The sequence below is a fragment of the Vibrio sp. 10N.261.55.C5 genome (assembly GCF_041470505.1).
Lineage (GTDB): Bacteria > Pseudomonadota > Gammaproteobacteria > Enterobacterales > Vibrionaceae > Vibrio > Vibrio crassostreae_C.
The window spans coordinates 47,823-72,237 of record NZ_JBFRMS010000012.1; the positions used below are offsets into that span (position 1 = coordinate 47,823).

At 44.8% G+C, this 24,415-nt stretch carries 17 protein-coding genes; 6 read left to right on the forward strand and 11 right to left on the reverse strand.

All coding sequences use genetic code 11. From position 1 onward, the window contains the following. Nucleotides 1–234 precede the first annotated feature (234 nt). On the reverse strand, nucleotides 235–1,530 hold the full coding sequence (locus tag AB4263_RS04900; RefSeq protein WP_065585186.1) for a GGDEF domain-containing protein: 1,296 nt from the start codon (nucleotides 1,528–1,530) through the stop codon (nucleotides 235–237). A gap of 303 nt (nucleotides 1,531–1,833) precedes the next feature. Between AB4263_RS04900 and AB4263_RS04905 the strand changes: the two genes are divergently transcribed. Continuing rightward, nucleotides 1,834–2,658 (forward strand): DUF2797 domain-containing protein, encoded by an 825-nt coding sequence (locus AB4263_RS04905; protein ID WP_372097751.1) that lies wholly within the window; start codon nucleotides 1,834–1,836, stop codon nucleotides 2,656–2,658. Between the two features lie 151 nt (nucleotides 2,659–2,809). Here AB4263_RS04905 and AB4263_RS04910 read toward each other — a convergent pair whose 3' ends face one another. Both AB4263_RS04910 and AB4263_RS04915 read right to left on the reverse strand, forming a co-directional pair. Continuing rightward, the gene (locus AB4263_RS04910; protein ID WP_372097753.1) at nucleotides 2,810–4,060 is read right to left on the reverse strand and encodes a diguanylate cyclase; all 1,251 of its coding nucleotides are present in this window, start codon (nucleotides 4,058–4,060) and stop codon (nucleotides 2,810–2,812) included. A 350-nt stretch (nucleotides 4,061–4,410) separates the two neighbouring features. Next, on the reverse strand, nucleotides 4,411–5,295 hold the full coding sequence (locus tag AB4263_RS04915; RefSeq protein WP_372097755.1) for a LysR family transcriptional regulator: 885 nt from the start codon (nucleotides 5,293–5,295) through the stop codon (nucleotides 4,411–4,413). Between the two features lie 215 nt (nucleotides 5,296–5,510). Between AB4263_RS04915 and AB4263_RS04920 the strand changes: the two genes are divergently transcribed. Next, a complete protein-coding gene (locus AB4263_RS04920) occupies nucleotides 5,511–6,182 on the forward strand; it encodes a type 1 glutamine amidotransferase domain-containing protein (protein ID WP_102398220.1) in 672 nt (223 codons plus the stop codon). Nucleotides 6,183–6,337: 155 nt separating this feature from the next. Here the strand turns inward: AB4263_RS04920 and AB4263_RS04925 are convergent, their stop codons facing one another. From AB4263_RS04925 to AB4263_RS04935, 3 genes are all read right to left on the reverse strand, one after another. Further along, nucleotides 6,338–7,573: a cysteine desulfurase-like protein gene (locus AB4263_RS04925; protein WP_372097757.1), complete on the reverse strand. Its 1,236-nt coding sequence runs from the start codon at nucleotides 7,571–7,573 to the stop codon at nucleotides 6,338–6,340. Continuing rightward, nucleotides 7,557–8,213, reverse strand: a complete 657-nt coding sequence (locus tag AB4263_RS04930; protein WP_048669265.1) for a 2OG-Fe dioxygenase family protein — start codon at nucleotides 8,211–8,213, stop codon at nucleotides 7,557–7,559. Before AB4263_RS04930 ends, AB4263_RS04925 begins: the two co-directional genes overlap by 17 nt. Nucleotides 8,214–8,996: 783 nt before the next feature. Next, nucleotides 8,997–10,664 (reverse strand): diguanylate cyclase, encoded by a 1,668-nt coding sequence (locus tag AB4263_RS04935; RefSeq protein WP_017066195.1) that lies wholly within the window; start codon nucleotides 10,662–10,664, stop codon nucleotides 8,997–8,999. A gap of 529 nt (nucleotides 10,665–11,193) precedes the next feature. Between AB4263_RS04935 and trxB the strand changes: the two genes are divergently transcribed. From trxB to azu, 4 genes are all read left to right on the forward strand, one after another. After that, on the forward strand, nucleotides 11,194–12,153 hold the full coding sequence (gene trxB / locus AB4263_RS04940; RefSeq protein WP_372097759.1) for a thioredoxin-disulfide reductase: 960 nt from the start codon (nucleotides 11,194–11,196) through the stop codon (nucleotides 12,151–12,153). A gap of 161 nt (nucleotides 12,154–12,314) precedes the next feature. After that, a complete protein-coding gene (cydD, locus tag AB4263_RS04945; RefSeq protein ID WP_017063579.1) occupies nucleotides 12,315–14,099 on the forward strand; it encodes a heme ABC transporter permease/ATP-binding protein CydD in 1,785 nt (594 codons plus the stop codon). After that, nucleotides 14,092–15,813: a heme ABC transporter ATP-binding protein/permease CydC gene (gene cydC, locus AB4263_RS04950; protein ID WP_372097761.1), complete on the forward strand. Its 1,722-nt coding sequence runs from the start codon at nucleotides 14,092–14,094 to the stop codon at nucleotides 15,811–15,813. The genes cydD and cydC overlap by 8 nt, the downstream gene beginning before the upstream one ends. A gap of 273 nt (nucleotides 15,814–16,086) precedes the next feature. Next, on the forward strand, nucleotides 16,087–16,539 hold the full coding sequence (gene azu, locus AB4263_RS04955; RefSeq protein WP_372097763.1) for an azurin: 453 nt from the start codon (nucleotides 16,087–16,089) through the stop codon (nucleotides 16,537–16,539). Nucleotides 16,540–16,610: 71 nt separating this feature from the next. Here the strand turns inward: azu and AB4263_RS04960 are convergent, their stop codons facing one another. The 5 genes from AB4263_RS04960 to AB4263_RS04980 form a co-directional block, all read right to left on the reverse strand. Further along, nucleotides 16,611–18,494 (reverse strand): methyl-accepting chemotaxis protein, encoded by a 1,884-nt coding sequence (locus AB4263_RS04960; protein WP_017070254.1) that lies wholly within the window; start codon nucleotides 18,492–18,494, stop codon nucleotides 16,611–16,613. 323 nt (nucleotides 18,495–18,817) lie between these two features. Beyond that, nucleotides 18,818–20,389: a BCCT family transporter gene (locus AB4263_RS04965; protein WP_372097765.1), complete on the reverse strand. Its 1,572-nt coding sequence runs from the start codon at nucleotides 20,387–20,389 to the stop codon at nucleotides 18,818–18,820. Between the two features lie 271 nt (nucleotides 20,390–20,660). Then, complete coding sequence (locus tag AB4263_RS04970; protein WP_371721078.1) at nucleotides 20,661–22,259, reverse strand: BCCT family transporter; 1,599 nt, start codon at nucleotides 22,257–22,259, stop codon at nucleotides 20,661–20,663. Between the two features lie 149 nt (nucleotides 22,260–22,408). Then, on the reverse strand, nucleotides 22,409–23,047 hold the full coding sequence (locus AB4263_RS04975; protein WP_017060961.1) for a response regulator transcription factor: 639 nt from the start codon (nucleotides 23,045–23,047) through the stop codon (nucleotides 22,409–22,411). Beyond that, the gene (locus AB4263_RS04980; RefSeq protein ID WP_017070256.1) at nucleotides 23,040–24,395 is read right to left on the reverse strand and encodes a cache domain-containing protein; all 1,356 of its coding nucleotides are present in this window, start codon (nucleotides 24,393–24,395) and stop codon (nucleotides 23,040–23,042) included. Before AB4263_RS04980 ends, AB4263_RS04975 begins: the two co-directional genes overlap by 8 nt. Between the last annotated feature and the right edge of the window lie 20 nt (nucleotides 24,396–24,415).

Genomic DNA, 24,415 nt, shown 5'->3' on the forward strand with positions numbered 1-24,415 from the left:
CAGGAATGCTCCCCTAAACTGGTTGAACTTCCCCCAGTTCAACCAGTACAAAAATGCCCGCTCAGTTTGAAACTATCAGTCAACAGAACGGGCGCATAAAAACAAGAAACGCTTTTCCCTTTTGGTGGCCCCGCGCCACCTTTTTTGTTTTTGGCTTTTGGGAGAAGAACCATAAAAACGCCACACGTCACCTATGCACGTGTGGCTTATAAAATAATCAAAACAATTTTCAGATTAGTGACTCAAGATCACCTGGTTTCGACCTGAATGCTTTGCTTGATATAAAGCCTCATCAGCGCGAGCAATGGTCTCAGTCACTCGCTCTTGCTTCATCTCGGCAACACCGATACTGCATGTCAGCGGATCGCCATGAACCCATAGGTGCTGGCTAACCAATAATCGAATGCGTTCAGCTTTTATCTGCGCCTCTCCGGCTTCGGTCTCAGGGCAAAAAACAATGAACTCTTCACCACCCCACCTCACCAACTTGTCGGTAGCGCTGATCGAACTGCCCACCACCATGCTGAACTCGCGTAAAATATGGTCACCCATTTGATGTCCGTACTTGTCATTTACACTCTTGAAGTAGTCGATATCGAGATACAACATACCCAGCTTGCCATGTCCTTGCTTCACATGTTGTGACTGCATTTTCAACCAATCACGAATCGCGTGGCGGTTTAGTATTCCGGTTAACTCATCACGATGGGCCATCTCTGAAAATTCAAAATTCTGTTCTCTCAGTGCGCGATTGACGTTCTTTAAGTGGTGATGTCTTTTCTCTGCGATCACCATGCGTTTTCTTGAACGGTTTAACTCTGACAGCAAGAATACGGTGCCCGTCCCCACCCACACAAACAGTAGGATCATGAACAAGCTTTCTGCGGTGATATACGAACCTTCGAACTCAATACTGCGGATGACGATTCTGTGGTGACCGAGTTTCGCTCCAGACGCAGTAGCAAACTCAACCATATTCACATTCGAAAATTCAGGGGCCGAATGCTCTAACGCAATGTCGTTGTCAGCCAGCCACCATGTCATCACTTGCAGATTTTTGATCGGGATTTCAATCACACCACCATCGATTCCTGGAGAAAACTCCATCCCATTGTACTTGTGCGTGTACTCGTCATCAGGAACTGAATAAGCAGGGTTGTAGTTACGTAGATAGGTTCTCAAACGGCCACTAGAGTCAGCCTCCGCATGGTAATCAATGTTCACTCTAAAGGTGTGGTACTGAGAAAGGTCAAGGCCCGAGGTGATGTCAGGGTTGATACGAATCGACAGCCCACAGTAAGGCCACGGATACTCAGATTCTTTAAGTTCACAATCGAGAGTGTACTGTCCATTTTCATAGGATAACTGGGACGTACTGACTCCCCTATCAACTTGATCACTGGTCGCGATAAATTCATATTTATCAGGGGTAATTGCCGTTATCACACGATTTCCGCTCACACGGTAATACTGCACAATGGCAAGCGTTGCGATAACTAGAAAGATAACAATCTTATGGATCCACTTCACGTCTAAGCTTCCTGCTTAATATCCCTATAGTTGGGATTTCACGATAAAAAACAAGTTAGATAAATTAGTGATCTTAATACCAATAAATCACTAAAAAACGTTATATCACGCCCGAACAAAATGTCATACTATATTTTAATGCATGTATTTGCTGTTGATTATTCACGGCGAGAATCAAGTAATATTGCGTATAAAAACAGGCTCTATTTGTTATACTCATCGCATAATCATCGTTAACCGTACTGCCTGCTCACAGCGCAATCGAGTCGACGAAATAATAATCAAAATACAACGAGTAATGTCATGTCTTTATTAGCAAAAGGAACACTCAAAAAGATGAGTGCTTCCCTTGATGGCGCGGTTACCTACCGTTTGCCTGTAGGCGAAGAGTTTGTAGAGCTAAACCCTCTGATTGGTAAAACCATCAACCTCACTCACACCGGCAATATTTTTTGCTGCTCATGTGGTAAGAAAACTAAGAAGAGCTACTCTCAAGGCCACTGTTTTGTGTGCATGAAAAAGCTAGCAAGCTGCGACATGTGCATCATGAAGCCAGAGACTTGTCACTACGATGAAGGCACGTGTCGCGAGCCTCAATGGGGTGAAGAGAACTGCATGGTTGATCACTTCGTTTACCTATCGAACACATCAAGCCTAAAAGTAGGTATCACTCGTCACACTCAAATCCCTACCCGTTGGATTGACCAAGGCGCGACTCAAGGTTTGCCTATCTTGAAGGTAAAAACACGTCAGATTTCTGGCCTGATCGAAGTTGAGTTAGCAAAGCACATTGCTGACAAAACCAACTGGCGCACGCTGCTTAAAGGCGACGGCGACGATATGGAATTGGTAGAAAAAGCCAAAGAACTGTTGACGTTGGTTGAGGATAAAATCCAAGAGATCAGAGCGAAGTTTGGTGATGATGCTATCGAGATTCTGAGCGAAAACATCACTTCATTGAGCTACCCAGTTGAACAGCACCCAGTGAAGATTGTGTCGCATAACTTTGATAAGAACCCTGAAGTGACAGGCGTACTTCAAGGCATTAAAGGCCAATACCTAATCCTAGATACTGGTGTGATTAACATCCGTAAATTTGGTTCTTACGAAGTGGAAGTGTCGGCATAACTTGTAGAACTTAAACGTTTCTTATAGTTAGAGGCGTTTCTTATAGTTAGAAGCGCTTAGTGAATAGCCAAAAACTAAAATGCCCTCAAGTGATGACTTGAGGGCATTTTTCGTTGTCGATCCTATTCGCTTTCGATGACGATTTTAGGCGTTAGAGCGCAACCACATCTCCGTCTACACAATTCTTGCCGTTGGCTTTCGCGCGATAGAGAGATTGATCGGTTAAATTCACGAGTGCATCAATCGTGACACCGTCTTCACAGGCTTGGCTATCACTGATTCCGATACTGACACTCGAATTAAATCGTAACTGTTCATCGATTCTGAATTCAACTTGATTGAACTGTTGGCGAATCTCTTCTGACACTTCGTGTGCTGTTTCAAGAGACGTGTTTGGGATAAATATAATGAACTCTTCGCCACCCCAACGGCCTGCGACTCCGCCGGCTTTCTCGGCACTGCGCTTGGTAATATTAGCCAAAGCACAAATGACCTCATCACCGACCATATGGCCGTAAGTATCATTGATCGATTTGAAGTCATCGATATCAAGCAGCATACTGACGACATGAGTATCAGAGGCAATATGTTCCCTTAACCACTCATAAATCGCTCTGCGATTGAGTAAGTCAGTCATTTCATCGTAATTCGCTTGATGAACCAATTGCTTTTCCAACATCACCTTTTGAGTCACATCTTCGAGTACAACCTGAACGGCTGGCTGACCTTTCCAAGTAATCGCATTGTCGTAAATATTGAAGAACCGATGAACGCCGTCAAAGCCGATATTTTCAACCACGGTACTCGTGCCAGACAACTCACCCGACACGATCGCCTGATAGTGCTTGTTGATGCCATCGGCATTCTGTTTTGGCACCAATTCAAGAATCGAGTCCAGCTCTAGAACTTGCTCGATGGAAGCCGCGCCTTGCATGTTGACCCAAGATTGATTAACCATCAGCGGCTTGAAATCTCGGTGAACCAAGATTCCCTGCCCAGATTGCATGATCATGTCGTGATACATCTTATCTTGCTCACGCACCGCATTTTGCAGCTGAATCGCAGGGGAAAGATCGATCACCGTGACTTGCAGTGCAGGTCTTCCCTGCCACTCCGTCACATGGTCGATAGAAAACACGGTGAACTCTCTGCCATTACGATCAACATTGGTATAGGTGTGAACCTGCGGGTCGCGTTGACCACTGACCGTTTCAAGGTAATTTTGATAGGCGAGAACATGATAATCTTCTGAGATTAAATCTAGAAAGCTATCGATATTAGAAAGTAGTTCTTCGGGCGATTGGTATCCATAGATGCGAGCATAGTTAGCGTCAACACTAACTACATTCATATCTTGAATAGTTATTACACCGTACGTGGATTCGAAATTTATTGAAGACATTGCCAACTCCGCACTCTAGCTATACTTCATAAACTGGAGCATAACAACATATCCTGCCAACGCTTCCACAGAATCTATCACGCGTTAGGGACATTAATATGGTATCTAGTATATCGTACTGTTGAGGACTTCTCTACAATTCAATCGCTAACACCAGTTATCAAAAGTAGACAAGTCTCTCATTCCTATTACGCGCGTCAAAAAACAAAAAAAGATAACGTATATCTATTTAAGCATTAGCTTTTCTGTTTTCGACCTTAAAGTAGGTAGCTAGCGCTAATCACAACTCTTTTCAAACCCGTTCATTATTCACTTCTATCGTGTTGGTTGTTCGCTTGAAAGCTAGTCAATTATTCATTCCAATCCGAAAAGTAAGCGACTAAGAAGTCGATCGCCAACCGTGCTCTCTGGGGTAAAAAACGACGATTTTGATATACGACCCAACTGCTGGTTCCTGCTCCCCAATACTCTTCAAGCACCGGGACAAGCTTTCCATTAGTCAGGCCGCCATTGAAACTGCTTTTAGGAAGGTAGACAACACCAAGCCCCTCTTCACATGCTTTCAGTACTGCGCTCGAATTGTTACTGCGCCATCGCCCGTGCACTCGCACTGCATTTAGCGGTTTGCCCTCTTTCTCAAATAGCCACTGATCACTGTTGGCGATAATGCAGCTGTGCATTTTTAACTGCTCTGGATGAGTGGGCGTACCAAATTGTTCTATGTAGTCTTTACTGGCTGCTGCCGCCATCGGGCGATCGACGAGCTTTCTTGCCACCAATCCTGAATCGTCCAATCGACCATAACGAATCGCGAAATCGATGCCATCTTCGATGAAGTTAACCATCTTGGTATTGAAATTCATTTCTATGGTGAGCTCAGGATGACCTTTAGCAAACTCCATCATCGCCGCTGCGACATGATTTTCTGCAAACGCGCCTGCCGCACTCACACGTAAAGTACCGCTAAGCTGAGTCTGCTGAGACGTGACTTGTTCATTGGCCTGTTGTAGCCCAATCACCAAGTCTTTGCACTGTTGGTAATAGGTGTGGCCCGATTCAGTCAGGCTAACCATCCGTGTTGAACGCGCAAGCAGGGCCACTCCCACTCTCTCTTCCAACCTTGAAACCTGCCGACTCACATGGCTGGTACTGCAACCTAGCTGTTTAGCGGCTGCTGAAAAGCCGTGGCATTCGGCGACCGCAACAAATTCATTAATCCCTTCAAAGCTATCCATACTTAATCTACTCGCATTCTATCTTTGCTATATAGCAACAATGTTTTGCCTGTTTCGTATATTATCACCTAATCAGTTTGGAACTAGTATTAGATACAACAAGGCGGCGATAGCTAAGTAACAACGCGATACCTAGCGCCTAACGAAAAGCTTCAGTGCTTAACGAAAAGCGTCAGCACCTAAATAAAAAAAACAGCAGCTCAAAGGGACGAATCATGAAAAAAATACTAATACCTGTAACTAACCACGCAACACTAGGCGATACAGATCAAGCGAATGGTACTTATGCGCCTGAACTGACTCATGCTCTCAAAGAGATCATTGCTGCGGGTTTTGAGTACGACATCGCTTCTATCAAGGGTGGTAAAGGCCCATTGTACGGAACCGATATTGAAGGGGATTCAGTAAACGCTGAGATCTTGGCTGATGATGACTTCCAAAACCGCATCAACAATACGATTCCTGTAAACCAAATTAATGCAGAAAGCTACGATGCTATCTTCTACCCAGGTGGTTTCGGTTTGCTTTCAGACCTGGCAACCAACGAGCAATTCGCTGCTATTGCGGCTAAGCATTACGAAGATGGTGGTGTGATTGCGTCAGTATGTCACGGCCCTGCGGCGCTGCTTCCGATTGTTCTGAGCAACGGCGAGAAGTTACTGAGCTCTAAATCGGTGACTGGCTTTACACGTGAAGAAGAGATCGACTTTGGCACCATCAACGACATTCCATTCCTATTGGAAGAGTCTCTTGCTCGCAGCGCAGCGCGTTTCAACAAGGTTCAACCTTGGCAAGAGCTTGTGATTGTTGATGAGCGAGTCATTACAGGCCAGAACCCAACTAGCGCACACGCAGTGGGTGTAGCAATTGTTGAGCAGCTTTCTTAGTCGAATCGCTGTATTGATTAGGTCACAGGCGATAACTAAATAAGCGCGCTGAAACGAAAAAGAGCATATTTCCTACTCACTATTCATGAGAGAAGTATGCTCTTTTCTAATTCTGTCGCTATTAAGTGCTCGTGACTTCTTGCTAATTACTTCTACTAATGGCTTCGCAAGATCCCTTCAAGCACATTGAACAACAAGTCGATCTCTTCAATCGAGTTGTAATGCATACAACCAATACGCACCACGCCCTGCTCTTCAATACCCAACTGCTTCACCAGCCCTAATGCGTAGAAGTGACCATTCCACACACAGATATTATGCTCGCCCAGCTTCTTAGCGATGAACTCTGGAGAGTGTTTATCAAAGGTAATCGCAAACGTTGGGGTTCTTAGGTTCGAATCAAATTCGGTTTTTCCGTAAAGCTTTGTCCCTTCAAGATCGGCCAAGCGTTTAAGGAAATACTCACTGAGTTGGCTTTCATGCTTATTATAAAGCGCATAGCTTTGCTCTAAACGAGAACGCAATGAGTCGGTTGGCTCACCGAATTGCGCTAAGTAATCCACCGCCGCAATCACACCGGCAAGGCCTTCGAAGCTTTGCGTTCCTGTTTCAAATCGACCTGGGCCAATATTGGTTGCAGGCTCAACCTTGTAAGGCTTTAACGTGTGTAGCCATTGAGGTGCAACATAAGCAATGCCCACATGCGGGCCGAAGAACTTATACGCTGAGCACGCTAAGAAATCACAATTCAATTGCTGAACATCGATCAAGTGATGCGGTGCGTAATGAACGGCATCGACATAAACCTGCGCGCCATGCTGATGTGCAAGCTCGATAACTTTCGCCATATCAACAATCGAGCCCGTCGTGTTCGAAGCAAATGTCACCGCGACAAGCTTGGTTTTCTCGTTCAACAGTGACTCAAAATGCGCCATATCCAAACTGCAATCTGATTCGTCGACACGGACTTGGCGAACAATCGCGCCTTTATCGTCTGCCGCTTGCTGCCAGCTCGATACATTCGAATAATGATCTAAAGCCGTGACGATAACTTCATCGTCCTCTTTCCAATCTCGGCTGATCGCGCGGCTAAGTTGGAAGGTCAGCGATGTCATGTTCGCGCCGAACACAACGTGGGCAGAAGACTCCGCATTAAGCAGTGCTTGCGCCGCTTCTCGCGCTTGCTGCATTAAGCTTGTGGTCTTTTGGCTAGAAAAGTAATGACCGCCTAGGTTTGAATTAAAGTGCCCAAGGTATTCCGTCATGGATGCTAAAACATTTTCAGGAACCTGAGAGCCACCCGGCCCATCAAAGAAAGTGACCGGCTTGCCATTATGATATTGGCCTAACGCGCTAAACTGTTGGCGCACATCATTAAGAGTGAAGGACATTGCGCGCATCCTTAGCCGTTAGAACAAACACATCCATGTAGCCCATCTCATCGTGGTCTATGGTACGAATCGGCTGTGCGTTGTGCCAAAGCTTGCTGTCGGCCAGCATTGCTACTTCACCGTCTTCAAGCACTTTTCTAAAGAATGGCGCTTCATGTGAATCTTGGTACAGCATGATTTCGCCGCCCACAATGTTGTGTCGGTTAACGCCGATTAAAGCGATGTGGTCGAAGCCATCTTGGTGAACACCTTCTGGTGCAACCTGCGTTTCTTCAAAAATGGCAGCGATACGGATTTGGTGGATTTCGATTTCTTGCCCGTCTTCAAGCCCATTGGTTTCAATAAACAGTTCACACATCTCTTGCATGCCTTCGCTGCTTAGAATATTCGCTTCAATCGGCTCGAACTGACGAACAACGTCACCTTGAAAGTGATTAATGTCTTCAGACTGAACAAAGTTATGTTTGTCTAGCTCAACGACTTGTCCATTACTGAATTCAACCACTGAGTACCTTCTCAATCGGAACTGGCCATCCGCATGCTCTGTGCTTGGTAGCTTAGAGAATGAAGGTGACAATTCCTTAACCGCGTGGTTACTGAGGTGGGTAATATGTAGGGTATTTTCGTGAGCATGTAACATCATCGACTCCTTAATGATTGTTAATTAACTTTCGATATTTAACGTTTTATTTACATAAAGGATACTTGAAGATATTGCCAAATCAACATTAAACAATCATTTATCCCGTCAAATTTAATAATTCAGACTATAAACCCAATAGAGAAATAAAAAGCAGTGTATAACACCAGAATAAAAGATGACCAACTCTTAAAACTAGCACACTCCACTAGCTAGTTATAAATCCCTGAAAATTTAAATTTAACGATATTATTAACTAGCATGCCAGGTTTCATATTGTATAAGCCCTTACCCTTTAATACGCCAGCCTTCTTGCCTGAGTTCAGGCATCACACTCGCCATCATTCATTTCTATGATTTTACACAACGAAATACGACCTACCTATCAATTGCCAAGCTATTGATTATTTACACAACAAACTGAAATTGGTTAATTTATGAGTACGCCAGAATCCACACGCCTTTGCTTGCGCGTCTGGAACAGGTCGAGTTCGGGGGGAACTCGGCCGCCCTCAAATAGAGTGCTTTCTAATAAAACCTACAATTATAAATGATGCGTTTATTTGGAATATGATGGTCTGCCTTTATGTCCTAACTTAGAATTCGTTAAAAATAGGCGACTATAAAGATTGGGAATGTTCTACACAAAACAGATGAGAGGGTAAGCAAGCTTGAAAGATTGGTTGCTAAAAGAGCCACCTTTGGTGACATTTACACCAAAAGTCAAAACGAAAATAAGTTAACTAGACTTAAAACGATTCACTTAGAAAATAGGGAATTTAGCTAACACTCAATTTCACTGGACTGATTTTTAAAACCGTTCTTCGAGCGCTTCTGCTGGTACATTCGCTGGTCAGCTAAGCTCAAACACTCAGAAAAATTGACACATTCAAAACTAGATGCGCTTCCAAAACTGAGGCCAGACTGAGGCCAATCAGCACTGCGAATTTGCTCTTCCACCTGAGTCACTCTAAGCTCAATCTGAGAATAGAGAGCCTCAACTTGTTTCTCTTTATCCACTTTCAACAACCAGATAAATTCGTCGCCACCAGCTCGATAAACCATTCCAAGGTCTGTAAATTTTTCTCGCATCATGCGGCTGGTGTATTCTAAAAAGCGATCCCCTTCATCATGACCATAAGTATCATTAATCGATTTAAGGCCATCACAATCGATGAAGACGATACAATAGGAATGATGTACTAATTGTTTACTCGCATCATTAAAATCCAGCCGGTTTCCAAGCCCCGTTAAACTATCCACCCTCGACTGGATATAGGTTTTCTGATGTTGATGTTGTTGAATCCGCAACCATTCAGTCAGTGACAATAAAATGCAGGTACAATCTATTGCTAATGCAACAACAACGATGACTTCTGTCGATCTCTGAGTCGGCAATGGTGCAAAATGCGCAAAAATGTAATATACCAAAGCCGTGCCATAACAAAGACCACCGATCAAATAATATTTAGCGACAAAGTTTCGTTGATAAACCATCAATACGCCAGTCACTATCATTGTCGGCACCCAGATTGCCGCAATTAAATGGGACATAACAAAAGTCAACGAAAACGGGGCAAAGACATTAATAAACCCGATAATGACACACAGCCAACTAAAGGCCTGAAAGGTAAGATTAATACGAATAAAATGCTGCGGAAATCCAAACAATAATCTTGTGTAATAGCAAGAAAAAGCAACCGCAAACGGAAACAATACCATTCCAAAATAAACTGGGTTCCAGCTTTGGCTTGGTAATAAGTACCCCCAAGCGCCTGAAGCGGCGAACCATCCCAGGCCATGTAGCCCAACATAACCAGCACAAGCCAGTGTGACTGGATGTTTAGTTTGAAAGTAACAAAAAAGAGCGAAAACTCCCAACGTTAGCATGACAGTAATAGAAGCTAATGTGAGCGTATTGTTGCGGAAAACGTGAATATAAAATGGATATTCAGGTTGAAGAGTGAAGTTAACTGCCTTTGGAAATTTCTTTGCTTCCAAGTAGAGCCAAAGTGTTCCAGATTCCTCCGCATTCAATATTAACGGGAAGCTTTGCCTATGCAGATGCAAGATACTCTTGTTACTTAATTGGCCAAAATCAAGTATTCGCCTTACTTGACCATTTGTTGATTGCCAGTAACCCCAACCTTGATCCAAATAGTTTGCATGGAGTGTAACTATTTGTTGTGACGACTTGATATCGGAGTTGGCCAAATCAACTCTCAACCCAAACGCCCCTTCACCACCAAATATCGTTTCAATCCTTGGAGAGGATTCAATGTGTTTTTTTAATATGGGAAAATCGACTGGATCAGATAACAAAGGCATTTCATACCATCTTACAGCTTCATTAGCTAACACAGATTGTTCCCCGCTGACCTGCAGCGGAGAAGCAAAAACCGAATTCAGGCACACAATAAACACATTGATAAAAAGGATTAGAATCTGCATAGAGTTCAAATGATTCCGCGCAATATATAAATATCAATAATAACACATACAAAAAAATAACAACTAAGAAACACTCAATAGTTCAAGTATTAACCAACATTACACCTGTTTGTAATCATGCCGTTCATACTAAAAGTGCGTCTTGTGGTCGCTTATCTGCACGCTAATTTTGATGAATTCTTGCAGCGTCTTTTAACGCAAACTTTTTAAAATAAAACATAGGATTCAGGTTCTCTTGTTTTTCTACTCATCAATGTATACGCAAAAAAGTAAATACTGCTATAGAAACACCATGATCAAGAAGGCCCTAAAAGTGAGCAATATGCATAGCTGTTTGCAAGAGCACTTTCCTTGACTTATCGCTATTGATCTAAGACACAGGATTACAAGACCATCATTTAGTTCGGTTATGTTCTAACGTATAATGATTAATTACACTTCAGCCCTTGTTTACACTTTTATTGCCTCCATATTTTCCATACAATCCTAAGCGATTATAAATAAAAACAATTTCAATTTCGGAGTCCTCATGAGCGACGTAAAGCACTGTAATTTATTGATTCTTGGTTCTGGCCCTGCTGGCTATACAGCTGCAGTTTACGCTGCTCGTGCAAACCTAAACCCAGTTCTGGTTACTGGTATGCAGCAAGGTGGTCAGCTTACAACCACAACAGAAGTGGAAAACTGGCCGGGTGATGCTGAAGGTTTAACGGGTCCAGCTCTAATGGATCGCATGAAAGAGCACGCAGAGCGCTTTGAAACAGAAATCCTGTTCGACCACATTAACGAAGTCGACCTTTCAAACCGCCCTTTCCGTCTTAAAGGCGATTCTGGCGAGTACACGTGTGATGCGTTGATCATCTCAACAGGTGCATCAGCTAAGTACCTAGGTTTAGATTCTGAAGAAGCATTCAAAGGCCGCGGCGTTTCTGCTTGTGCAACGTGTGATGGTTTCTTCTACCGCAACCAGAAAGTAGCGGTTGTTGGTGGTGGTAACACGGCGGTTGAAGAAGCACTTTACCTGTCTAACATCGCGTCTGAAGTTCATCTAGTTCACCGCCGTGACACGTTCCGTGCTGAAAAGATCCTAGTGAAACGTTTAATGGACAAAGTAGAGAACGGCAACATTGTTCTTCACACTGATCGCACGCTAGACGAAGTTATAGGCGACGACATGGGCGTGACTGGCGTTCGTATTAAAGATACTCAGTCTGATAAAACAGAAGATATCGAAGTAATGGGCGCATTCATTGCTATCGGTCACCAACCAAACACTGAAATCTTCAAAGGCCAAGTGGATATGAAAGATGACTACATCATCGTTCAGTCTGGCCTTGAAGGTAACGCGACACAGACAAGCATCCCTGGCGTATTCGCTGCAGGTGACGTAATGGACCACAACTACCGCCAAGCAATCACTTCTGCTGGTACAGGTTGTATGGCTGCACTGGATGCTGAACGCTTCCTAGATGGCCTTAACGATAAGTAAATCTGAGATTGCAGATTTGATTATCGGTGCTCTCGCCTCAGTAGATGCAGGGCGTCATCACATTTTGTTGTAAATCCCTAAAGCCCAGTGGTATATCCACTGGGCTTTCTTTTGTATACTAGCCGCCCTCAACAAATAATAATTATCATTAAGCCTTCATAATGGATAAGAAAAAACAACGCAGCTTGAATAAGTGGCTTAAGCAACAGAGTAAGTTAGCGAAACGCTGGCTTATGATTGCGATTAGCCTTGGCGTACTTTCAAGCGTGTTTTTAATTGCTCAAGCAGCTCTTCTCGCCTCTATTCTTCACCAGCTGATCATCGAGAATGTCGATAAATCTGAACTGGTTGGTCATTTCGCAGGCTTGGCATTATCGGTCGTTGGCCGTGCTGGCTGTACATGGGGACGTGAGATCGCAGGTTATCGCTGTGGTGAACAGATCCGTGTTTACATCAGGCAACTCATCCTTGATAAGTTACGTGAGTTAGGCCCTGCTTATATCAAAGGCAAACCTGCCGGTACGTGGGCAACCCTGTTGCTAGAACAAGTAGAAGACATGCAGGACTTCTTCTCTCGTTACTTACCTCAGATGTCTTTGTCGGTAATGATTCCATTCATTATTTTGGTCGTGGTATTCCCTGTAAACTGGGCAGCTGGCCTTATCTTCTTGCTGACTGCGCCACTGGTGCCGATGTTCATGGCATTGGTTGGCATGAAAGCAGCCGATGCAAACCGTAAAAACTTCAAAGCACTGCAACGTCTTTCTGGTCACTTTTACGACCGTTTGCAGTCAATGACAACCATCCGTCTATTTGACCGCACAAACGCTGAAACAGAAGTATTGAAAGGTGCATCTGAGGTGTTCAGAACGCGCACCATGGATGTATTGAAGATCGCTTTCTTGTCGTCTGCAGTACTTGAGTTCTTCACGTCTATCTCGATTGCGATGACGGCGGTTTACTTTGGTTTCACTTACATCGGCGAGCTTAACTTCGGCCACTACGGCGTTGGCATTACGCTATTCGCAGGTTTGTTTATCCTTATCTTGGCGCCAGAGTTTTACCAACCTCTGCGTGATTTAGGTACTTTCTACCACGCGAAGCAACAAGCGGTTGGCGCAGCTGAAAGTATTGTCGAGTTCCTAGAAACCGACATCACTAAGGTTAAATCAGGCGACACTCAGCTTGATCCGGCTCAAGGCATCAATATTGAAGCTCAAGATCTCAAAGTGTTAAGCCCTGAAGGTGTTCAACTGGTTGGCCCTATCTCGTTTGCACTGAATACTCGCCAATCGACTGCGTTAGTTGGTCCAAGTGGTGCGGGTAAAACAAGTTTGATCAACGCCATTCTTGGTTTCATGCCTTATGAAGGAAGCTTGAAAATCAATGGCATTGAACTGCGTGACCTAGACTTAGCCTCTTGGCGTAAAACGATTAGTTGGGTTGGTCAAAACCCGTTGCTACTGCACGGCACAATTCGTGACAACGTTACTCTAGGTAAGCACGATATCACTGACCAAGTTGTCGAGAATGCACTTGAGCAGTCTTTTGCTAACGAATTCGTAAATGAGCACGGCTTGGATTACATGATTTCTGATCGCTCTGGCGGTCTGTCTGTGGGTCAATCTCAGCGTTTGGCTCTAGCTCGCGCAATGATTCAAGACGGTCAGTTCTGGTTGCTCGATGAACCCACTGCCAGCTTAGATACTCGTAGCGAACAGTTGGTAATGAAAGGCATCAATAGCAATATCGAAAGCCGCACTGCCCTACTTGTGACGCATCAACTTGCCCCGCTTCAATCGGTCGATAACATTCTGGTTATGCGCGATGGTGGTCTGGTTGAACAAGGTCATTACTCTCAGCTTTCGACTGCGGGTGGTTTGTTTGAAGAGATGCTGAACGCGAACTTAGCTCAACAAGATAATAAGGGTAATTTAGATGCGTGATTTACTGCCTTACCTGAAACTCTATAAAAAGCATTGGTTTGGCCTATCGCTAGGCATGCTATTGGCTTTTGCTACTCTGTCGGCTTCTATTGGCTTGTTAACGCTATCAGGCTGGTTCATTTCAGCTTCTGCGGTTGCTGGCCTTACGATTGCACGTGAAACCTTCAACTACATGCTACCGGGTGGTGGTGTACGTGGTTTGGCAATGAGCCGTACTGCGGGTCGTTGGGGTGAACGTGTTGTCAGCCACAATGCAACATTCAAATTGTTAACTGATCTGCGTATCTTCTTCTTCAAGAAGCTGGCTCCGCTGATCCCAGGTCGTATTTCAAACCTTCGTGATGCTGATCTTCTGAACCGCTTGGTTGCTGATGTCGACGCGATGGATCACGTGTACTTGCGCTTAGTAAGCCCTGTGACGGTGGGTGTGTTCGGGATTTTCTTCCTGACTCTGTTCTTAATGTGGTTCGATAGCTCACTAGGTTTAATCTTAGGTTCTATCCTTCTGATCATGCTGTTGGTTTGGCCAATCTTGTTCTACAAATTGGGTAAACGTAACGGTGGTGAGCTGACACAGAACAAAGCGGATCTTCGTGTGACAACGCTAGATTGGATTGAAGGCTACAGCGAGCTAACTCTGTTCGGTGCTGAAGAGCGTTACCGCAATGCAATTCTAGAAACGCAACGCAAGCTGATGGCGAATCAGTTTGTGAACGCTAACCTAACCGGTATGGCTTCAGCAGCGCTAATGCTGTTCAACGGTTTGACGCTGGTTCTTATGCTTTGGCTTGCGGCTGACGGCGTGGGTGGTAATGCACCAGACCCGTTCATCGCGCTAATGGCATTCGCAACCATGGCAAGCTTCGAGCTATTAATGCCAATTGTAGGTGCATTCCAGCATTTAGGTCAAACTTTGTCTTCAGCTCGTCGCTTGAACGAAGTTATTTTGTCGGAGCCTGAAGTTCAGTTCGCTGAAGAGAAGCTCGACATCAACAAGCCACTGGATATTACGTTCTCAAACGTGACGTTCAACTACCCTGACTCTGAGCGCAGTGTTCTGAACGCTGTCGACCTAACGATCCCTGCCACGCACAAGGTTGCGATTGTGGGTCAAACGGGTTCTGGTAAATCGACTCTGATTCAGCTTCTGACTCGCTACTGGGATCCTAAGAAGGGTTACATCTCAATCGCGGGCATTGAACTGACGCAGTGGAATGAATCACAGCTTCGTGAATCAATCAGTGTGGTAAGCCAACGTGTCGACATTCTAAATGGTACTTTGCGTGACAACTTGTTGATTGCAAGACCAGAAGCGACCGATGATCACTTAGCGAATATCCTAAAAGATGTTGGTCTAGAAAAGCTGCTGGAGAATAACGCGCTTGATAGCTGGTTGGGTGACGGTGGTCGTCAACTGTCTGGTGGTGAGAAGCGCCGTATTGGTATTGCACGTGCAATCCTTCATGATGCCCCTATCCTGCTTCTCGATGAGCCAACAGAAGGCTTAGATAAGCAAACAGAGCAAAGCATCATGACGCTGTTCGAGAAACACTTCGAAGGCAAGACGGTTATCTTCATTACACACCGTTTGATTGGTCTAGAGTCGATGGATTCTATCGTTCTGATTGAACAAGGCGAGATTGTTGAAAACGGCTCTCACGAGAAGCTGTTAAACGAAGAAGGACGTTACTTCCAACTTCGTCAGGCAATCTAGCTCCTTCATAAGTTATAAAGAAAACCATTCAAAGCCCGAGTTCATACTCGGGCTTTTTGTTGTCTGTAATTCTAGTATCGAGCAACCATTCCCCCCTAAACGGTTGTTCATGCGCTGATTAGTTTTGCCCTTTCCTACAAAAACTTACCATTTATAAGTAACGAGTTGCGCATAATTCAAGTCGTAGCACATTACTATGATCATCTTTCTAGGATAATACGTATTGATCAATCTCATGGAATAACCTCCCCCTAAAATAATGGAGAACAGTGTATGTCTTTACGATTAATCGCAACAACGATAGCGCTTGTAGGTGCTAGCTTTACCGCTCAAGCGAGCTCGGAATGTGAAGTATCGATTGATGCTAGTGATCAAATGAAATTTTCAACTGACACATTAAGCGTTCCAGCGAGCTGTAAAGAAGCGAAGCTGACGCTAAACCATACTGGTTCTATGCCAGCCCAATCAATGGGTCACAACGTCGTTATAACAGACACTGCGTCGCTACAAGCAGTAGGCATCGATGGTATGTCGGCAGGTATCGACAATAACTACGTAAAACCTGACGACAGCCGCATTTACGCCTTCACTCGTGTTATCGGTGGTGGCGAGTCAACCTCAATCACTTTCAGCACAGAGAAAATGACAGCCGGTGGCGACTACTCTTTCCTATGTTCATTCCCGGGCCACTGGGCAATCATGAAGGGCAAGTTTGAGTTTAAATAACTCGTTAGTCTAGATGGTACAGATACATCAAAGCCCCAACCTAAGTCAGGGCTTTGTTATATTGGCTTCGATTACAGCTTGAAGCGGCTGATTTCGCTTTCTAGCTCGTGAGACAGTTCAGAAAGCTGCGCAGCTTGCTCTGCAGCTTGGTGTGCTTCGTCTGCTAGCTCGTTAGATACGTCACGGATTCCTTCAGTGTTACGAGTAATCTCAGACGTTACTGACGCTTGCTCTTCTGCAGCAGAAGCAATCTGTGTTGCCATGTCACTGATGCGTTCAACAGCAGCATGGATTTGCGTTAGGCTTGCAGCCGCTGAGTTCGCGTCATCAACACTGGTTTCAGCAAGTGTACGGCTATCGTTCATGATGTTAACCGCTTTGCCTGTTGTACCTTGCAGCAACTCAATCGTTTGTTGAATTTCTTGCGTTGAACCGTGTGTACGTTGGCTCAGAACTCGAACTTCATCCGCTACTACTGCGAAACCACGACCTTGCTCACCGGCACGTGCTGCTTCAATAGCGGCGTTAAGTGCAAGTAGGTTCGTTTGTTCTGCAATACCTTGAATGTTAGACAAGATAGCGTTGATGCTGTTGCCGTGCTCTTCAAGCTCGAGAATCACGTTAGTTGCGATTTGAACTTCTTGAGCAAGGTTTTGGATAGAGCTTTGAGTCTGTGTTACTTGACCAGTACCGTGCTCACACGCGCCAACCGCTTCAGATGAATTCTGTGCAGTGTGGTCTGCGTTACCTGCGATCTCTTGTGTTGCTGCAGCCATTTCGTTAACGGCTGTTGCTACCATGTTGATCTCGTCTTGTTGCATTTGGATACGAGCACTACGTTCTTCAGCTTGAGAAGCCGTTTGACGTGCTTGGTTGCCTAGCGCAGCAGATACTTCGCTTAGCTTGATCACCATGGTGTGCATGTTACCCACAAAGCGGTTGAAGTTTGCTGCAAGCTGACCAATTTCGTCGTCGCTCTTAGGCTCAAGGCGTTGAGTAAGATCGCCCTCACCTGAAGCAATTTCTTCAAGTGCTGCTGAAACGCGGTTTAGGTCGCGGAATAGGAAGCTTACTAACCAAGACACGAGTACGATTACGATGAGCGTAATAACGACAGCAGTGATGATCAGCTGAGTAAGTAGCGTTGAGTGGTTCGCTTCTTCTGTTGCTTTGTCCATCTGAACCGCGAAGATCCAGTTAGTGTTAGGCACCTTCGTGAAGTAAAGCAGCTTGTCTGCGCCGCGCTCTTTGATGATCTCGATGCTACCCGTACGCACTGCGTTTTCGATGATAGGCATAGAGATATCGTTTGAAAGCTGGCTTACCGGCTTCAAGCTTAGTGCTGAATCTGGGTGTGCTAGGAATGTGCCGTCAGAGGCATCAATTAGCATTGCGTAAGCGTTGTCACCAACATCAAGGCTGATTACATCGTTAACCAACTGGTCGATCAGTACGTCTGCACCAACAACACCAACAAGTTGGCCATTGTGGCGAACAGGTTCTGCGATCGTTACTAGAAGTGCTTTGGTGATTGCATCTTGGTAAGCCGTAGTAATGATTTGCTTACCTGCAGCGTTTGCTTCTTGGTACCAAGGACGTTGACGAGGATCGTAATCTGCACGATTACGTTCAGGATGTGAACGGTACATTCCACCTTCTGGAGTACCTAAAAAGATATCGTCAAAGCCACCCGCTACACGAGCTTGTCTAAGGAAAGGAACAACATCATCCTCTCGTGAAAAGTCATTAAATGCTGATGCGATATCAGTACGGATATCAATCCAGTTTTTAATACCTTCAGATGCTGCTTCAGATACGCTTTCAGCTCGTAGGTATACGCCATTACGAGTCTGTTCAAATAATTGGTTTGCTGACAGCCAAGTCAACGCTGTAGCCATAACGACAACAGCAGATAGGCTAGCGCCTATCAACTTCTGCTTTAGTGTTAGTTTCATGTCAAAGTTTCACGAGTGGTGGGAAATCTCGCGCATACTACCCAATATTAGTATTAAATTCGAGCGATTTCACAATTTAATATTGGAATATAATTTTAAGCAAACCATAAGCTTAAGTAATGTCAAATCCTTGGCTTATCGCCAAATTTAAGGCGGTGTTGTCTCTACGGTTATTAACATTTTTATCGCACTTCACATGCTTAAAAGAGACAAGAAAACACGGTAAAGAGGAAACAAAAAAGGCAGAAGAGTTTCCTCTTCTGCCTTCATATTATTTACCGTTCTACTGCGTATAAATTGCAGTAGATTTCAGCTTAAAAAGCCTAGCGTTTTTCTGTACGCATACCCATTAGCAAGCTCACACACATCAGTAATAGAATGATGGTAAATGGTAATGCCGTCGAGATTGCACCCGCTTGTAGAGCTTGTACTGCTTCAGTACCACCAACCCACAATAGAGCCACAGCAATCGCACCTTCAAGGAACGCCCAGAACACACGTTGAGGCACAGGCGTATCAACTTTACCACCCGCGGTGATGCTGTCGATTACTAGAGAGCCTGAGTCAGACGATGTAATGAAGAATACTAGAACCAATACAACCGCAATGATTGAAAGCAGAGTCCCGAACGGCAGTGCATCAAACATTTGGAACATTGCTAGTGATACATCTGTTAGGCCGTCTTGACCAAGAATACCAACGTTATTCACGATTTGGTCAATCGCCATGCCACCGAATACTGACATCCAAATGATAGTCACTGTCGTCGGTACAATCAGTACTGCTGTGATGAACTCACGAACGGTACGACCTTTAGAAACACGTGCGATAAACATACCTACGAATGGAGACCATGAGATCCACCAAGCCCAGTAGAATACAGTCCAACCGTGCATCCACGTTTCATCTTCACGACCGTGAGGGTTACTCAACGGAATGATGTTTTCAATGTATGCCACCAATGTCGTTGGGATAGAACCTAAAGTCACCGCGTAGCCGATTAGAGCCACTAAGATAAGCAGTAGGAAAGCCACCAACATGTTGATGTTACTGATAACTTTAACGCCACCATCAATACCACGAAGTACTGATACTACCGCCAATAAAGTCACCGCTGTAATCACAATAACTTGCAGACCTAAGCCCGCTTCAATGCCGAATACATGCTGAATACCACTTGCCGCTTGTTGTGCACCAAGACCTAACGATGTCGCCAGACCAAATAGCGTTGCAAGTACAGCAAGAATATCAACAATGTGACCTGCCCAGCCCCAAGCTCTATCACCTAAAATTGGGTAAAAGATAGAACGGATAGAAAGAGGCAATCCCTTGTTGTAAGAGAAAAACGCAAGTGACAGTGCTACTACGCCATAAATCGCCCAAGGGTGTAGACCCCAGTGATACATGGTTGCGCCCAATGCCAGTTTTGCAGCTTCTGGTGTGTTTGGTTCAACACCTAACGGAGTTTCAAACCAACCCGTGAAGTAAGCCGCTGGCTCTGCCACACTCCAGAACATCAAGCCGATACCCATACCTGCGGCAAACAGCATCGATAGCCAAGAGAAGAATGAGTAATCTGCCGTCGCATCAACACCACCAAGGCGGATTTTGCCGTACGGAGAAACAATCAAACCTAAGCAGAAAATTACGAAAATATTACCCGACCAGATGAAAAGCCAATCAAACGAATTGATAATCTGGCCTTTAACGCCATCTAGCGCAGCCTTTGCTGAAGCGGTATCTGTAATAAGAACACCGATCAGGAACAAAGCGATAAGTCCCGCACTAATACCAAATACTGGGTTATGAACATCAAAACCCCATTTTTGGACGTTATCTTGACCGACAGTGTAATCCGTACTGTCGATACTGTATTTATCTATACCTTTAGTCATCATCCCTCTCTACGGAATTCTATTAGGGTCTATTGACCTCGTATTCCTTACTTACCTGCGACTTAATTACAAACTCGAACCTACGATCCAAGTAGTACAAGCTGTTGTCACAATAATTCAAATACTTGGATGTCTGAAGTTTAGCAGGTTAACTTGTTGTTTTCAGTAAACTAGAATCGGTTCGATGGAATTTCAAACAACATTCACGTAATTACTCAAGTTTATGACGAAAAAAAGGTCGACCCTGTCGACCTTTTTATCAAAAATACTTTTAACTCAAAGCATTTTGGTGCTTAACCAATTGATTTTCAGTTCGTAAACCTAGCAATAAGCTTAGGCACATAAGCAATAATATGAAGGCAAATGGTAGCGCCATCGATACCGTTCCAGCTTGCAGTGCTTGAATAGATTCCGTACCACCAACCCATAGTAGAACCGCTGCAATCGCGCCGCCCATCAACGCCCAAAATACACGTTGTGGAACCGGTGCATCCACTTTACCGCCAGAGGTAATGCTATCGATAACCAATGAGCCTGAATCAGAAGAGGTGATAAAGAACACCATAATCAAACCAATCGATACCACTGAAAGCACAGAGCTCATTGGCAGAGCATCGTAAGTATGGAAAAGAGAAAGTGTAATATCTTGCAGACCATTCACACCAATCTCGCCCACCTTGTTCGCCACTTGATCAATCGCGATGCCACCGAAAATAGCCATCCAGATGATGATTACTGTCGTTGGGATGAACAATACAGCAACGATGAATTCACGAATCGTTCGACCTTTAGAGATACGAGCGATGAACATGCCTACGAATGGTGACCAAGACATCCACCACGCCCAGTAGAATACCGTCCAACCTTGCATCCACGTTTCGTCATCACGACCGTGAGGATTGCTTAAGGGAATGAAGTTTTCAATGTAGCCCATTAGCGCGGTTGGGATTGCTTTAATACCCGCCATGCCACCTGCAATCGTAACAAAGATCAGCAAGCCTAAAGCCACCAGCATATTCACGTTACTTAGCACTTTTACGCCGCCGTTGATGCCACGAACCACGGACATTGTCGCTAAGAAAGTAACCACAGCGATAACAATCAGCTGCATGCCAATACCGCCATCGGTACCAAATACATGGTTAATACCACTGGTCGCTTGTTGAGCACCTAAGCCCAATGAAGTTGCAAGGCCAAATAGCGTTGCAAGCACAGCGACGATATCAACAATATGACCAAACCAACCCCAAGTTCTATCACCCAAGATAGGGTAGAAAATAGAGCGGATTGATAGAGGTAAACCTTTATTGAAGGTGAAGAAGGCAAGCGCTAGAGCAACAACCGCGTAAATCGCCCAACCGTGCAGACCCCAGTTGTAGATGGTTGCACCAAGAGCCAACTTCGCCGCTTCAGGAGAGTAAGCTTCAACACCTAGTGGTGTTTCATACCAGCCAGTGAAATAAGCTACTGGCTCAGCAACACCCCAGAACATTAAGCCAATACCCATTCCTGCGGCGAATAACATCGACATCCAAGATAGGTTTGAGTGCTCTGCTTTGGCATCATTGCCACCAATACGTATCTTGCCATACGGGGAGACAATGAGGGCAAAACAGAAAATTACGAAGATGTTTGCTGCCCACATGAAGAAACCATCGAAGTTACCAATGACTTTCCATTTGATTCCATCAAGCGCCGCTTTTGCGGTTTCAGGGTCTGCGACTAGAAGTGCCAACAGGAAGATAATGATCGCCCCTGCACTGATTCCAAATACTGGGTTATGAACATCAAAACCCCATTTCTGAACGTTATCTTGTCCTACTGTATAATCGGTATTTTCAATACTATACCTATCTTTTACAGGCTCCATGCTTCCTCTCTAATTTGCAGCGCACAGTTTGCAACATTGCATTCGGCGCTTAAATTTCGAAAAGAAGAATATCAACCTGTCGCAAAAATACTAAAAAAACCTCCATAAAGGAGGCGTAAATTACACATTTAACGTTATTTAGCGTAAGATCAGTCCACAAGCCCGGAGCTGACCGCATATTTAGCAAGCTCTGCCGTAGAGTGAATATCGAGCTTATGCTTAATATTTTGCCTATGGGTTTCTACCGTTCGATAGCTGATATTCAGCGCCTTTGCGACCTCTTTACTGCTCTCCCCTTTTGCGACTAATTTCAGCACAGCCTCTTCACGTCTGCTCAATGGATTCTTGACAGATGGCGTGGGAGTAATCGGCTGAGTAAACAAATTCTGCGTGACTTTTTCACAGAAATAGGTCGATCCTTGATTGACCGTTTTGATTGCCTGTACCATTTTTTCAGCCGAAATCTCTTTCAACATGTAACCGACAGCACCCGACTGCATCACCTTCATAATGTATTCACGGTTGTTATGCATGGTCAGCATCAGGACCTTGGCTTCTGGGTCTTCTTCTTTAATCAGATGGGTGGCATCAATGCCATTCATGATAGGCATGCTGATATCCATCAACACCACATCAGGGCGCAGAGACTTAACGACCTCTACCGCTTCTAGTCCATTGCTGGCCGTACCTATCACGCTAATATCTGGCTCGAGTTCCAATCTCGCCATAAAGCCATCCAGTACCACTTGGTGATCATCAGCAATCACAACTCGAATAACTTCACTCATTCATTAATCCCTCTAGTGTCAGTAACACTGTAATTTCCGTTCCGAGGCCAATCTCACTCATCAATTCAAAGTCACCACCGATGAACTCCACTCGCTCTCTCATGTTACGCAGCCCGATCCCTCGTTTTTCCATCGCTTTATAGGTGTTGAAACCGACACCGTTATCTTGAATCAGTAGTTGCAACACATTACCAATTTGCTGAGCGATAACCGTTACTTTGGTCGCTTGTGCATGTTTTTCTATATTATTCAGCGACTCTTGCACGACTCGATATAGGGTCGTCGCCGCCTCTGATTTTAACTTACCAGGTTGAGTAGCAAACATGGTCTCGACTTCTATGCCCGAGTGCGCCTGAAAATCTAACAGTAATGAAGACAATGCCGCTTCTAAGCCTATGTCATCCAATGAACTTGGACGAAGTTGATGCGAGATGTGCCTCACTTCTTCGATCGCTCGCATCAGTGAATGCTGCGACTTATTCAAATGTGCTTTAAGGTCTTCATTTTGTAGCTTATTACCGAGCAGTTCCAAATGGCAACGACTCGACACTAATAATTGGTTAATACCATCATGCAACTCACGCGCTAGATGCTTCTTCTCGTCTTCTTGGAACATCACCGTCTTATGCGCCAGTTCCTTTAGGTTGTTATCAGCAATCCGATGTTCATGCATGTTAATAGCCAAGGTCAGCACGATGATGACCGCGACCGTTACGCTCAAAATCACCACAATCGAAAAGAACGTGGTTTCAATATTGTTGTTAATCGCAGCCTGCATCGAAGCCACTTCTTGGTGTACGTCTTCAATATACAAGCCGGTGCCAATCATCCAGTCCCAACGCTCTAACCAAGCGGCGTAGCTCAGCTTAGACACCACCTCACCCGTCGAAGGCTTTTGCCACAAATACTGGTGAAACCCGCCTCCGGTTTGCGCTTCTCTTAACAGAGCCTCTATCAGAAAATCGCCATCTTCATCTTGCAGTTGGAGTAGGTTTTGGCCTATCAATTCTGGCTGAATTGGATGAACCAAGTTGGTCCCGTGGCGATCGTATGCGAAGAAGTACCCATCAGAGCCATATCTAAGTTTAGATAATATGGTTCGAACTTTTTTTTTGGCTTGGGCTTCTTGGATATTTGGATCGTTATAGACGTGTTCTATGGCGTCGAACGCGAGATCAACCGTGTCTTTGAGGGCGTTTTCACGCGACTTGATTAGGCTGTCTCTAAAGATCTCGACTTCTTTAGCGCCTAACGTCTTAGTCTGGTGCAGCGAGATCCAACTAATACTCGCCGTTACCAGCAGCAACGGGAGCAACGTCAGCAAAATCAGCTTGGCTTTTAGAGGCATTCCTTTCCCTCACAAAAAAC